Source organism: Streptomyces sp. YS-3, from assembly GCF_045257485.1.
In the GTDB taxonomy this organism is placed as follows: Bacteria; Actinomycetota; Actinomycetes; order Streptomycetales; family Streptomycetaceae; genus Streptomyces.
Genome location: NZ_JBJHPC010000156.1, coordinates 1 through 13,067, shown reverse-complemented (window position 1 = coordinate 13,067; position 13,067 = coordinate 1). Strand labels below are relative to the sequence as shown.

12 protein-coding genes are annotated in these 13,067 nt (G+C 73.8%); 7 read left to right on the top strand and 5 right to left on the bottom strand.

Annotation, left to right across the window (positions count from 1 at the left end; translation table 11 throughout):
• Positions 1 to 185: 185 nt before the first annotated feature.
• The gene (locus ACJA3G_RS15495) at positions 186 to 2,234 is read left to right on the top strand and encodes a SpoIIE family protein phosphatase (RefSeq protein WP_406553557.1); all 2,049 of its coding nucleotides are present in this window, start codon (positions 186 to 188) and stop codon (positions 2,232 to 2,234) included.
• A 48-nt stretch (positions 2,235 to 2,282) separates the two neighbouring features.
• A complete protein-coding gene (locus ACJA3G_RS15490) occupies positions 2,283 to 3,143 on the top strand; it encodes an Fpg/Nei family DNA glycosylase (RefSeq protein ID WP_406553556.1) in 861 nt (286 codons plus the stop codon).
• Positions 3,144 to 3,168: 25 nt separating this feature from the next.
• Here ACJA3G_RS15490 and ACJA3G_RS15485 read toward each other — a convergent pair whose 3' ends face one another.
• On the bottom strand, positions 3,169 to 3,852 hold the full coding sequence (locus ACJA3G_RS15485) for an anti-sigma factor family protein (protein ID WP_406553555.1): 684 nt from the start codon (positions 3,850 to 3,852) through the stop codon (positions 3,169 to 3,171).
• A 50-nt stretch (positions 3,853 to 3,902) separates the two neighbouring features.
• Here ACJA3G_RS15485 and ACJA3G_RS15480 point away from each other — a divergent pair, with 50 nt between their 5' ends.
• The gene (locus ACJA3G_RS15480; protein ID WP_406553554.1) at positions 3,903 to 4,667 is read left to right on the top strand and encodes a LytR/AlgR family response regulator transcription factor; all 765 of its coding nucleotides are present in this window, start codon (positions 3,903 to 3,905) and stop codon (positions 4,665 to 4,667) included.
• Positions 4,668 to 4,693: 26 nt separating this feature from the next.
• On the opposite strand, the gene ACJA3G_RS15475 is transcribed toward ACJA3G_RS15480, so the two are convergent.
• The gene (locus tag ACJA3G_RS15475; protein ID WP_365113045.1) at positions 4,694 to 5,185 is read right to left on the bottom strand and encodes a hypothetical protein; all 492 of its coding nucleotides are present in this window, start codon (positions 5,183 to 5,185) and stop codon (positions 4,694 to 4,696) included.
• Between the two features lie 55 nt (positions 5,186 to 5,240).
• Here ACJA3G_RS15475 and ACJA3G_RS15470 point away from each other — a divergent pair, with 55 nt between their 5' ends.
• A complete protein-coding gene (locus tag ACJA3G_RS15470; RefSeq protein WP_406553553.1) occupies positions 5,241 to 5,495 on the top strand; it encodes a zf-HC2 domain-containing protein in 255 nt (84 codons plus the stop codon).
• Here the strand turns inward: ACJA3G_RS15470 and ACJA3G_RS15465 are convergent.
• Entirely contained in the window at positions 5,414 to 6,043 is a 630-nt protein-coding gene (locus ACJA3G_RS15465; RefSeq protein WP_406553552.1) for a sigma-70 family RNA polymerase sigma factor, read from the bottom strand. The two genes, ACJA3G_RS15470 and ACJA3G_RS15465, sit on opposite strands and share 82 nt — an antisense overlap.
• 216 nt (positions 6,044 to 6,259) lie before the next feature.
• Between ACJA3G_RS15465 and ACJA3G_RS15460 the strand changes: the two genes are divergently transcribed.
• Entirely contained in the window at positions 6,260 to 7,471 is a 1,212-nt protein-coding gene (locus tag ACJA3G_RS15460; protein ID WP_406553551.1) for a CapA family protein, read from the top strand.
• Between the two features lie 47 nt (positions 7,472 to 7,518).
• Here ACJA3G_RS15460 and ACJA3G_RS15455 read toward each other — a convergent pair whose 3' ends face one another.
• Complete coding sequence (locus ACJA3G_RS15455; protein ID WP_406553550.1) at positions 7,519 to 7,968, bottom strand: universal stress protein; 450 nt, start codon at positions 7,966 to 7,968, stop codon at positions 7,519 to 7,521.
• 73 nt (positions 7,969 to 8,041) lie between these two features.
• Here ACJA3G_RS15455 and lysX point away from each other — a divergent pair, with 73 nt between their 5' ends.
• A complete protein-coding gene (gene lysX / locus ACJA3G_RS15450) occupies positions 8,042 to 11,329 on the top strand; it encodes a bifunctional lysylphosphatidylglycerol synthetase/lysine--tRNA ligase LysX (protein ID WP_406553549.1) in 3,288 nt (1,095 codons plus the stop codon).
• Between the two features lie 106 nt (positions 11,330 to 11,435).
• A complete protein-coding gene (locus ACJA3G_RS15445; RefSeq protein WP_406553548.1) occupies positions 11,436 to 12,290 on the top strand; it encodes a polysaccharide deacetylase family protein in 855 nt (284 codons plus the stop codon).
• A gap of 12 nt (positions 12,291 to 12,302) precedes the next feature.
• Here the strand turns inward: ACJA3G_RS15445 and ACJA3G_RS15440 are convergent, their stop codons facing one another.
• Positions 12,303 to 12,962 (bottom strand): class F sortase, encoded by a 660-nt coding sequence (locus ACJA3G_RS15440; protein ID WP_406553547.1) that lies wholly within the window; start codon positions 12,960 to 12,962, stop codon positions 12,303 to 12,305.
• Between the last annotated feature and the right edge of the window lie 105 nt (positions 12,963 to 13,067).

Here is a 13,067-nt window from a genome sequence, read left to right as displayed (position 1 = left end):
GGTGACCCGGCTGCCCAGCGTCTCGGGCCGGTTGTCGTACTCCTCGGGCTCCAGGTCGAAGACCGCCAGCGCCGACCGGTGGCGGTGAGATGCCCACGGGCCTGTCCGACTTCGACATCGAGCCGCCCCTGGACGCCGGACTCTCCTGACGGGCGCCCCCGATCGGACCGAGGATCGGAGTGACGATGGACGAGTGGCCCGCACCCCCCGGTCTAGGCCTCGCCCTCAACCGCATGGGCACCTTCGACTGGGACCTCACCAGCGGGCAGATGCACATGGACCGGTCGGCGCTGGCGGTCTTCGACCTGGAGCCCGAGGAGTACGACAACCGGCCCGAGACGCTGGGCAGCCGGGTCACCCGGGCCGAGGCGGCCCGGCTCGACGCCATGGTCTCGCAGGCGCTGAAGAGCGGCAGCGTCCACTACGGCGCCTACTTCCGCGTCCGGCTGCGCGACGGCACCGCGCGCTGGACGCACACCCAGGGGTATGTGCGCCGGGACGCCACCGGCCGCCCGCAGCGGATCATCGGCGTCATCCGGGACGCCACCCAGGAGCTCACCGAGTTCGCCGACCGCCCCGCCGCCGACGACGAGGACCGCCGCCGTACCAGTGTGGTGGACAGGACCACGGCCGCCCTGGCCCACGCCCGTACCGTGCAGGACGTCATCGACGTGCTGAAGGGCTCGCGCGGGCTCGAACACCTGGGCGCCACCAGCCTGGTGATGGGGCTCCTGGAGGCGGGCCGCATCCATCTGGTGGCCGAGGGCCCCGAGGGCAGCTTCGTGCCGGGCACCCGCTGGACGCGGGTCGACGAGCAGTACCCGATGAGCGAGGTCGTGCGCACTCTGGCCCCCCGGTTCATCCAGACCCCGGAGGACTTCGCCGCCTCCTACCCGCGCCTGTGGCCGCACATCAGCGGGCTCGGGATCACCGCCGCCGCCTATCTGCCGCTGATCGCCCAGGCCCGTCCGATCGGCGCGCTCGGCCTGCTCTACAGCGACAAGACCGGCTTCACCAACGACGAGCGCAACCTCCTGGTGGCGCTGGGCAGTTCCCTCGCGCAGAGCCTCCAGCGGGCGGTGCTGTACGAGCAGGAGCACGACCTCGCCGAAGGGCTCCAGCAGGCCATGCTGCCGCGCCGCATCCCCGAGGTGCCCGGCGCCCAGATCGCGGTGCGCTACCGCTCGGCCCGGCTCGGCCGGGACATCGGCGGCGACTGGTACGACGTCATCCCGCTGCCCGGCGGACGCGTCGGCGCGGTCATCGGCGACGTCCAGGGCCACGACACGCACGCCGCCGCCGTCATGGGCCAGCTGCGGATCGTGCTGCGCGCGTACGCCGCCGAGGGGCACACCCCGGCGACCGTGATGGCCCGCGCCTCGGTGTTCCTGCACGAGCTGGACACCGACCGCTTCGCCACCTGCACCTACGCCGAGGCCGACCTGTCGACCGGGGTCGTCCAGCTCGTCCGGGCGGGGCACGTGGACCCGCTGCTGCGGTACGGCGACGGCAGCTGCCGCCGGCTGCCCGTCGAGGGCGGCCTCCCGCTGGGCCTGTCGGCGGAGTTCGGGCGTCTGGAGTATCCGGTCGCCACCGTCGAGCTGGACCCCGGCCAGACCCTGCTGCTCTACACCGACGGCCTGGTCGAGCAGCCCGGCGCCGACCTCGACGACGGGATGCAGCTCCTCGCCGCGCTGGTGCGCTCGGGGCCCGGTGACCTCCAGGAGCTGGCGGACCGGCTCTGCGACGTGGTCGACGACCGGGCGGGCGACGACGACGTGGCCCTGTTGCTGCTGCGCCGGCGCGCCCTGGAGGCCCCGCAGAGCGGCGGCCGGCTCCAGCAGCACGTGGCGCAGAACGACCCGGAGGCGCTGAGCTCCTCGCGCCATATGATCCGGGCGGCCGTGCGCGCCTGGGGCGCCCGGGAGCGGGCCGACGAGATCGAACTGGCCGCCGACGAGCTGATCACCAACGCGCTGATGCACACCGACGGCGGAGCCATCGTGACCGTACGGGTCCTGACCGGGCCCGTACGGCGGCTGCGCGTCGAGGTCGAGGACCGCTCCAGTGCCCTGCCGCGCCGCCGGGAGGCGGGCGACTCCGGGGTGTCGGGGCGCGGTCTGATGCTGGTGGACCGGCTCGCAGACGTCTGGGGCGTGGAGTCGAGGGGCAGCGGCAAGTGCGTGTGGTGCGAGTTCGTCGTCCCGGAGCGGGGCGCACCGGCCGACGGGTGACCGGCCGGCGTGGGCGCCGGGCTCGCGGAGCTGGTTAATCTGTGAGGTATGCCGGAATTGCCCGAAGTTCAAGCGCTCCGCGACTTCCTCGCCACCCACCTCGTCGGCCACCGCGTCGAACGGGTGCGACCCGTGGCGATCAGCGTCCTCAAGACGTACGACCCGCCGCTGGACGCCCTCCACGGACGGCCGGTCACCGGGGTGGGGCGGTACGGCAAGTTCCTCGACATCGACGCCGACGGCCTCCATCTGGTGACCCATCTGGCCCGGGCCGGCTGGCTGCGCTGGCACGACGCGCTGCCCGAGGCCCCGCCGCGCCCCGGAAAGGGCCCCCTGGCCCTGCGGGTCGCGCTGGAGAGCGGGGCCGGGTTCGACCTGACCGAGGCGGGCACCCGCAAGAGCCTCGCCGCCTATCTGGTCCACGACCCCCAGGAGGTGCCCGGCATCGCCCGGCTCGGGCCCGACCCGCTCGCCCCGGACTTCGGCCGCGACCGGTTCGCCGGGCTGCTCGCGGGGGAGCGCCGGCAGCTCAAGGGCGCCCTGCGCGACCAGTCGCTGATCGCCGGGATCGGCAACGCCTACAGCGACGAGATCCTCCATGTGGCACGGATGTCGCCGTTCAAGCAGGTGGACCGGCTGACCGAGGACGAGGTCACCGCGCTGTACGAGGCGGTCCGCGGCACCCTCACCGACGCGGTGGAGCGCTCGCGCGGACTCGCGGCGGGGCGTCTGAAGGCGGAGAAGAAGAGCGGGATGCGGGTCCACGGCCGGACCGGTGAGCCCTGCCCGGTCTGCGGCGACACCGTCCGCGAGGTCTCCTTCGCGGACTCCTCCCTCCAGTACTGCGCCACCTGCCAGACCGGCGGGAAGATCCTCGCCGACCGCCGGCTGTCCAAGTTCCTCAAGTAGGCGCCGCCGTAGCGCGCGCTCCTCCTCACCCCGACCGGGCGAGCGTGGCGAGCCGGGACCCGTCCTGGCCCCGCACCTCGAAGTGGGAGATGTCGGCGGGCGCCAGGGCCGCCGCGCCCCGCATCGTCACCCGCGCCCCGTCCCGTACCGCCCAGGTCGCCACCGTGTCCTCCTCGCCGCCGCGCCCGACCGCGACCAGCGTGCACACCGCCGGGCCGCTCACCCCGCCCACGTCGAGCCCCACATCGGTGCCGAACCCGGCGGGCGCCGCCGCCAGGGTCGCCGTCACCCCGGGCGCCGACGCGGTCGCCGTCCAGTGCGGAACGGCCGGGTCCGCCAGCAGGTTCAGCGCGGCGAAGGGCGCGCCCACCACCAGCGCCGCCGCGGCGGCCAGCAGCCCCAGCCGCACCCGGTGCCGGGCCCGCAGCCGGCCGCCCACCGCCTCCAGCGCCGAGTGCAGCAGCGCGGGCGAGGGCACGGCGACGGGATCCACACCCGGCGGCGTCCAGCGGGCGTACGCGGCGAGCAGCGCCTCCACGCTCCCGAGCTCCTCCAGCAGGCGCGCGCAGTGCGCGCACCCCGCCAAGTGCTCCTCGAAACGGAAGGTGTCGGCGGCGCCGAGCACCCCCAGTGCGTACGCCCCGACGTCCCGGTGCAGTTCCAGCGGCCTCATGCCGTCTGGTACGCAGACGGCGGCCCAATCACTCACGTCACACGCAAGGGGACAGCGAGGAGTCGGCCCACCTACAATCCGGGCGCATGCTGCGCGTACTGGCGGTCGACGACGAAGCCCCCGCCCTCGAAGAGCTCCTGTACCTCCTGCGCTCCGACCCGCGGGTGCGCAGCGCCGAGGGCGCCACCGGGGCCACCGACGCGCTGCGCCTGATCGGCGGGGCGCTCGACGCCGGGCCCGACGACGAACAGGGCCTGGACGTCGTCTTCCTCGACATCCACATGGCGGGGCTCACCGGACTCGACGTCGCCCGGCTGCTCGCCGGGTTCGCCCGGCCGCCGCTGATCGTCTTCGTCACCGCGCACGAGGGCTTCGCGGTCCAGGCGTTCGACCTGAAGGCGGTCGACTACGTGCTCAAGCCCGTCCGCAGGGAGCGGCTGGCCGAGGCGGTGCGCCGGGTGGCCGAGATGGTGGGCGACCGCGGCCCGGCGCCGGGGGAGGCCCGGACGGGCGCGCACGCGCCGGCCCCCGTGCCCGTCGAACTCGGCGGCGTCACCCGGTTCCTGGCCGTCGCCGACATCAGCTACGCCGAGGCGCAGGGCGACTACGCCCGGCTGCACACCGACTCCGGCAGCCATCTCGTGCGCATACCGCTCTCCACGCTGGAGGACCGCTGGCGCGTGCACGGCTTCGTCCGCATCCACCGCAGCCATCTCGTGGCCCTCGCCAGGATCGACGAACTGCGCCTGGACGCGGGCAGCATGAGCGTCCGCGTCGGCGGGGCCGTGCTCCCCGTCAGCCGCCGCCACGCGCGTACCCTCCGCGACCGGCTGCTGCGGCGGGGGCGCTGACGATCCGCCGTGCCCCGCGTGGTGCGTCAGAACAGGTGGATCGCCAGATGCCCCAGCGGCAGGCCGAGTTCCCACGCCGGGGTCCACACCCGCGGCTCGTCCTCCGCCTCGGCGCGCGGGTCGACCCCGCCCGGCACCACCGCGTCCAGGTCCGCCGCCAGCAGCTCGGTCTCCTCCAGCCACCGCCAGGCGTCCCGCGCCAGCGCCAGGTCCGGGCCGGACCCGGTCGCCTCCCGCTCCCGCAGCCGCTCGCGGACCCAGCCGTGCCACGGCCGGCCGGCCGCGGTCAGCGCACTCCACTCGTCGAGCCGCGCCACCACCCGCGCGCCGCCGACCGCGCCGTCCGACAGGAAGATCGTCAACGCCAAGGCGTTGCGTCCGGCCCTGAATTCGAGCGTCGTCGGCGGCATGAGATCGCCGGTGCGCAGTAATTCGTCGGCGATGTACTCCGCGTACATCCATGCCATCGGCACCAGCAGCTCTCCACCACTGGTCCCGTTCGTACCCTCCGGACGCATTCCGTCTCGCCTCTTTCATCGACTGTCCAGGCGCTCCAGGGAGCTCCAGGGAGCATTGAACCGGGGGCGCGCGCCCGCCGTGGCCAGAAGGGCAGGATCCGTCGTCCCCCACGAGGTGCCCATGCATGTGCGGCAGCTGCTCGGCGCGTACGTCCTCGGCGCCCTCGCGCGGGACGAGGACCGCCGGGTCGCCGGTCATCTGCGCATCTGCCCGGGCTGCCGCGCGGCCTACCTGGAGGTCGCGGAGACACCCTCGATGCTCGCCCTGCTCTCCGAGGAGGACCTGGCGGACGGGCCGCCGGACGAGTAGCCCGGCAGGACCCGCGCCAGGGCCCGCAGAGCATAGTACGAACGGGACTTGACGGTCCCGCACGGCACCCCCAGGACCTCGGCCGCCTCCGCCACGCTCAGCCCCCGGAAGTAGATCTCCGTCAGCACCGCGCGGTGCTCGGGGCTCAGCGTGCGCACCGCGTCCCGTACGTCCAGTGCCGCGGCCGAGCGCTCGGCGTGGTCGTCCTCCGCCTCCACGCGCGCGTCCAGTACGGCGTCGTGCACCTCGGCCGGCCGCGCCCGCCGGCTCCTGCGGGCATCGATCGCCAGCCGCCGGCCGACGGTGAACAGCCAGGGCCGCATCGAGGCGTACGGGCCCTCCAGTGCCTCCGGGTGCTGCCAGGCGCGTACCAGCGTCTCCTGGAGCAGGTCCTCGGCGCGCTGGCGGTCACCGTAGGTGAGGCCGAGCAGGAAGTGCATCAGGGCGGGGCCGTGCTCGCGCTGGAGCGCCGCGAGCTCCGGTTCGCGGGTGTAGCGCCGCGGCGGCGCCGCGCTCCGTGGGGCAGCGTCCGAGAATCCCGTACTCACCGTGGTGCTCCCTTCCCGAGAAGTCCGCAGGCCGCAGCCCGTATCCGAGCGCAGTCGGGCGCGGAGGGACAGCCGCCGGACCCCGGCGTGCGACGAACGGTCGAATGGAGCGGCGAGTGGTGCGGTGAACGGTTGGGGAAACGGTAGGGATGTGCATTATATGGATATCTGATAATCAATCAGGCAATTCCGACCCGACCTCTGGAGTCCGGTGCCATGACCAGCAGAACGAGCCGGCGGGTGGCGGCCCTCGCGGCCCTCGTCGCCGCCGCGACCGCCGGCTGTACGGCGGAGCACCCGGCCCCCGCGCGCCTGCCGCACCACCAGGACTCCGAGCGCCCCGGCACGCCCTCGCCCGCGGGCGGCGCGGCCACCGCGGCGCCGCGCCCCTTCACGCTGGTCGCCACCGGGGACGTACTGCCGCACTCCTCGGTCATCGAGCGGGCCGCCGCCGACGCGGGCGGGGACGGCTACGACTTCCGGCCGATGCTGGCCGGCGTCAAACCGGTGATCTCCCGGGCGGACCTGGCGATCTGTCATATGGAGACGGTGTACGGGCCGGACGGCGGGCCCTTCGCCGGCTATCCCGCGTTCACGTCGCCGCCCCAGGTGGCCGCCGCGCTCAAGGCCACCGGGTACGACTCCTGCTCGACCGCGTCCAACCACAGCCTCGACGACGGGGCCGCCGGGATCGCCCGGACCCTGCGGGCCTTCGACAAGGCGGGCCTGCAGCACACCGGATCGGGCCGCACCGCCGTCGAGTCCGCGAGCCCCGCGCTCCTGGAGGCGGGCGGCGCCAAGGTCGCCCAGCTGGCGTACACCTACGACACCAACGGCTACCCGATGCCCGACGGGCAGCCCTGGGCCGTCCACCTCATCGACGAGCACAAGATCGTCGCGGATGCCCGGGCCGCCCGCCGGGCCGGGGCCGACGTGGTCGTCGTCAGCCTCCACTGGGGCACCGAGTGGCAGACCGAGCCCGACGAGCGGCAACTGAGCCTGGGCAAGGCCCTCACCGCCTCGCGCACGGCCGGCCGCCCCGACATCGACCTGATCCTGGGCACGCACGCGCACATCCCCCAGGCGTACGAGAAGGTCAACGGCACCTGGATCGTCTACGGCGAGGGCGACCAGATCGCGGGGGAGATGTTCAACGACTCCGGCGCGCGCGATCCGCGCGGCAACATGAGCTCCATCGCCCGCTTCACCTTCGCGCCGCCCGCGCGGGCGGGGGCGCGCTGGGAGGTCACCAGGGCGGAGTTCATCCCGCAGTGGACCGACGTGGAGCGCGGCCGGGTCGTCGACCTCCCCCGGGCCCTGAGCACCTCACCGGACCGGGAGGACTACCGCACGGCCCAGACGGAGATCCGCGAGGCGGTGCTGGGGCGCGGGGCGGCGCGGGACGGCCTGAAGATGGCGACGCGCTAGACATCCGCCGGGGGCCACGCCCCTGAAAGCCGGGCCCCCGACAACGGCTACGGCACCACCGTCACCGGCCAGCGGCCCGCCTTCACCAGGCGGACCGCCACCGAGCCGACGAACCGGTGGCCCGCCGACTCCGAGGCGCCGACCACCACCGCGTCCGCCTTGAGCTCGTCGGCGGCCGTCACCAGACCCCCGTAGGCGTCGCCGCGCAGGGTGTGGAACTCCCAGCGCACGGTCCACAGGTCCTTCACCCGTTCCGCCGCCGCGCGGATCTCCTGGGCAAGGCCCTCGGCGATCTCCCCGGTGGTGTCGGGCACCGGCGCCCCCATCGCGGCGCCCGCGGGCACCAGGGGCTGCACGTAGACCACCGCGAGCAGCGCGTTCTGCCGCCGCGCCAGACCGCTGGCGTACGCCGCCGCGCGCAGCGAGGAGTCGGAGCCGTCCACCCCGACGACGATGACCTTGGGGCCGTCCGTACCGCGTTCGAAGGGTGCTGTCACACCACCGAGGCTAGCCCCACGCCCGAACGCGCCCGACAGGCGGCCCGGCGTGCCGCTCCCTAGAGTGCGAGGCATGAGTGTCAGCGAGGAGACGCCCATACCGGCACGGGCACGGCCGCCCGCGCGGTCCCGGTTCCTGAGCCGGGTGCCGGAGGCCTTCGCGATGTTCTTCGCCGGGCTCGGGCTGTTCTGCGGGGCGATCGCGCTGGTGCCCGCCCTGCGCCGGCTGCTGCGGCCCGTCGCCTGGTTCCTCGACCGGGTCACCGTCCCCGTCAGCGCCAACCTCGCCTACGCCGTCTTCCTGCTGCTGCTCGCCGCCGCCATCGGCGCCCGCAAGAAGGTCGCCTGGTGGCTGGTGGTCGGCTACCTCGGACTGCTCTTCCTCACCGACGCGCTGCTGGTCGCCGTCACGGAGTGGATGTGGGCCGCCAACGGACTCGTCTGCGGGGCCGCGCTGGTCGTGCTGATCCTGGCGCGCGGCGAGTTCTACGCCGAGACCCGGCGCGGCGCCGTCCACCGGGCGCTGCTCGTCCTGCTCCTGGGGCTCGGCGCGGGCGTCCTGGCCGGCTGGGCGCTGGTGGAGATCTTCCCCGGCACCCTCCCGCGCGGCCAGCGGCTGCTGTGGGCGACCAACCGGGTGCTCGGCGGACTCGCCTCCGGCGGCCAGTTCGACGGCCGCCCGCCGCGCCCGCTCTTCTTCTTCCTCGGCCTGTTCGGCGCCATCGCGCTGCTCAGCGCCGCCACCACGCTCTTCCGCTCGCAGCGCATGGAGGCCGCGCTCCACGGCGACGAGGAGCCCCGCATCCGCGCCCTGCTGCGCGCCTACGGCCGCGACGACTCGCTCGGCTACTTCGCCACCCGCCGTGACAAGGCCGTCGTGTTCTCGCCCAGCGGCAAGGCGGCCGTCACCTACCGGGTGGAGGCCGGGGTCGCGCTGGCCAGCGGCGACCCGGTGGGCGACCCCGAGGCGTGGGGGCCCGCCATCGCCGCCTGGCTGGACGTGGCGAGGAAGTACGCCTGGGCGCCCGCCGTGATGGGCGCCTCCACGGAGGGCGCCACCGTCTACGCGCGGTACGGGCTGGGCGCCATGCAACTGGGCGACGAGGCGATCCTGCACGTGGCCCGGTTCGACCTGGACGGCCGCGAGATGCGGGTGACCCGCCAGGCGGTGCGCCGCGTCGCACGGACCGGCGCCACCACACGCATCCGCCGCCACTCGGCGCTCACCGACGAGGAGATGGGCCAGATCGTCGACCGGGCCGACGCCTGGCGGGACACCGAGACCGAACGCGGCTTCTCCATGGCGCTGGACCGGCTCGGCGACCCGGCCGACGGGGACTGCCTCCTGGTGGAGGCCTTCGACGCAGAGGGCCGGCTCATCGCCCTGCTCTCGTTCGTGCCCTGGGGCCCCGACGGCATCTCCCTCGACCTGATGCGGCGGGACCGCAGCGCGCCCAACGGCGTCATGGAGTTCATGGTGGCCGAGCTCTGCGCGTACGCCCCGAAGCTGGGCGTACGGCGGATCTCTCTCAACTTCGCGGTGTTCCGCTCGGCCTTCGAGGAGGGCGCCCGGATCGGCGCCGGGCCGGTGCTGCGGCTGTGGCGCAGGCTGCTGCTGTTCTTCTCCAAGTGGTGGCAGCTGGAGGCGCTGTACCGGTCGAACGTGAAGTACCAGCCGCAGTGGTTCCCGCGCTTCCTCTGCTACGGGGACGCCGGCTCGCTCGCCCGGGTGGGCCTGGCCTCCGGCATCGCCGAGGGCTTCGTCTCGGTGCCCAGTCTGCGCAAGCTCTGGGGCAAGGGGCACCCCAGCGGTGTCACCAGCCCCGGCAGCACCGCGGGCCTGCCCTCCATCGAGGCGCTCGGGCTGCCCGCGCCGGGCGCCGAGGGCGCGGGGGAGCAGCGGCTGCCCGAGCAGGTGCGGGTGCGCCACCGCAAGCTGGAGCGGCTGCGCGCCGAGGGCGCCGAGCCGTACCCCGTGGTCGTCCCGGCCCGTACGCACACCCTCGCCGGACTGCGCGAGTCCGGAGCGGGCACGGCCGCCACGGTCGCCGGGCGCGTGATGGCCGTACGCGACTTCGGCGGGGTCGTCTTCGCCGTGCTGCGCGACTGGTCCGGCGACCTCCAGCTCGTCCTCACCCGGGACGGCACGGGGGCGGACGTCCTCGACCGCTTCACCCGCGACGTCGACCTCGGCGACCACATCAGCGCCACCGGTACCACCGACGCCACCGGGAAGGGCGAGTACTCGCTCTTCGTCACCGGCTGGCAGATGACGGGCAAGTGTCTGCGCCCGCTGCCCGACAAACGGCTCGGCCTGGCCGATCCCGAGGCCCGGGTGCGCCGCCGCTACCTCGACCTGGTGGCCCGCCCCGAGGCGCGTGACGTCGTACGGGCCCGCTCCACCGCCGTCCAGGCGCTGCGCCAGGGGCTGCTGGAGCGCGGCTATCTGGAGGTCGAGACCCCGATGCTCCAGCAGATCCACGGCGGCGCCAACGCCCGCCCGTTCACCACCCACATCAACGCCTACGACCTGGACCTGTATCTGCGGATCGCCCCCGAGCTGTATCTGAAGCGGCTGTGCGTCGGCGGGGTCGAGAAGGTGTTCGAGATGGGCCGCACCTTCCGCAACGAGGGCGTCTCCTACAAGCACAACCCCGAGTTCACGATGCTGGAGGCCTACCAGGCCTACGCCGACTACGACGTGATGCTCGATCTGACCCGCGAGCTCATCCAGGGCGCGGCCACCGCCGCCTTCGGCCAGGCCGTGGCGCACCGGGCCGGCCCCGACGGACGGCTGGCCCGGCACGACATCTCCGGCCCCTGGCCGGTCAAGACGGTCTACGGGGCGCTCTCCGAGGCGCTGGGCGAGGAGGTCGGAGCGGACACCGACGAGCCGCGCCTGCGCTCGCTGTGCGACCGGGCCGGCGTCCCGCACACCCCCGAGAACAGCCGCGGCGACGTGGTCCTGGAGATGTACGAACGGCTGGTCGAGGAGCGGACCCAGCTGCCCACCTTCTACAAGGACTTCCCCACCGATGTCTCGCCGCTCACCCGCCAGCACCGCCACGACCCCCGGCTGGCCGAGCGCTGGGACCTGGTGGCCTTCGGTACCGAACTCGGCACCGCCTACTCCGAGTTGACCGACCCGGTGGAACAGCGGCGCCGCCTCACCGCGCAGTCGCTGCTCGCGGCGGGCGGCGACCCGGAGGCGATGGAGCTCGACGAGGAGTTCCTCGACGCGCTCGAGTACGCCATGCCGCCCACCGGCGGGCTCGGCATCGGTGTGGACCGGCTCGTCATGTTCCTCACCGGTCTGACGATCCGGGAGACCCTGCCGTTCCCGCTGGTGCGCCGCCACTGAGCCATCCGTCACCCCGGACCGCGCCGGTACACCCCAACGGGTGTTTTCGGCCGCGCGGGCGGTGCGCTTCAGCCGCCGACGCCGTTCACCGTGCGAGCCATGGGTCATGAAAAAGGATGAGATCCTACCGGGACGGCGTACGCTGCTGCGCGTCGGCGCCTGTCTGGGAGCCGCCGCCGCCGTGCGGCTGCTGACCGCCGAGGACGCCGGCCCGCCGCCGGGCGGGGCCGCCGGAGCGTCGGCCGGACCCGCCGCCGGGCCGCAGGCCGCCGCGCCCCGGCTGAAGTCCACCGCGTACCGTCTGGAGCCCATGACCGCCGAGGCACCGCCGCACTACCGCACGGCGCTGCCGCCCGTGCGGCACCGGCCGTTCCTGAGCATGCCCGAGCTCGGTCCGCAGACCATGGTGCTGAGCTTCGACGACGGCCCCGACCCGCGCTACACCCCGCAGATCCTGCGGACCCTGCGCGAGCACGACGTACGCGCGATGTTCTTCGTCTGCGGCGAGATGGCCACCGACAACCGGGACCTGCTGCGCGAGATGCACGACGACGGGCATGTGATCGGCAACCACTCCTGGACCCATCCGCTGCTCATCAAGATGTCCCGGGACGCGGTACGCGACGAGATGACCCGCACCAGCGAGGTGATCGACGAGGTGGTGGGCGAACGCCCGCAGTGGTTCCGCGCCCCCTACGGCGCCTGGAACCGCAACTCCTTCCAGATCGGCGCCGAGCTGGGCATGGAGCCGATGGCCTGGACGCTCGACACCCTCGACTGGACGACCCCCGGCACCGACACGATCGTGCGCCGGGTCCGGGAGGGGGCCGCCCCGGGGGTCGTGGTGCTCTCGCACGACGCCGGCGGCGACCGCTCGCAGAGCGTGGCGGCGCTGCGCACCTATCTGCCCTGGCTGCTCGGCTCGGGCTACCGTCTGCGCGTACCGCCCAAGCGGCGCTGACGGCGCCGGGGTTCAGCGGGCGGCGACCATCCGGGCGTAGACGACCACGTTGCCGTCGTAGCCCCTGGCCCGGGTGAAGCCCCCGCCGCAGGTGATCACCCGCAGCTCCGGGTGCCCGGTGTCGCCGTACACCCGGGCACCCGGGAAGTTGTTCTTGTCGTACACCTCGACGCCGTACACCTCGAAGACGGCCACGTGCCCGTCGTAGCGGGTCACCTCGATGTGGTTGCCCTTCTTGAGCGAGCCCAGGCCGTAGAAGACGGCGGGGCCGCGCCGGGTGTCGACGTGGCCGACCATGACGGCGGTGCCGCGCTGGCCGGGCGCGATCGCGTTCTGGTACCAGCCCGCCAGATTGGGGTCGTCCGGCGGCGGTGCCTGCACCCAGCCGTCCTGGTCGATGCCGACCTCGATGACCGGGGCGTCGACCTTCAGCGCGTCGATCTTCACCCGGGAGACCGGCGCGTACTCCAGCGGCTCGACGGGGGCGCCGGAGCTGGCGGGGACGAACACCTCCGGCCTGCCCGACAGCGCGGCTGCCGCCGCGGGCTGCGGGGGGCCCATCGTGACGTCCGCGCCGTTCCGCATCAGAGCCAGACCGGTGAGCATCACCAGGGCGAGCGCTCCCCACGGCGACCGCCTCCGGTGCTCCGAGCCGCCCTCTTCCTGCCCCATCGCGCTCCCTCCAATGCCCTGCGTGCCACCTGTAGGCACGGTAAGGGCGTGATCGCACTACGGCGATCAGAGAGGTGCGAACGGGTGAGGGCCGTCAGCGGGGAC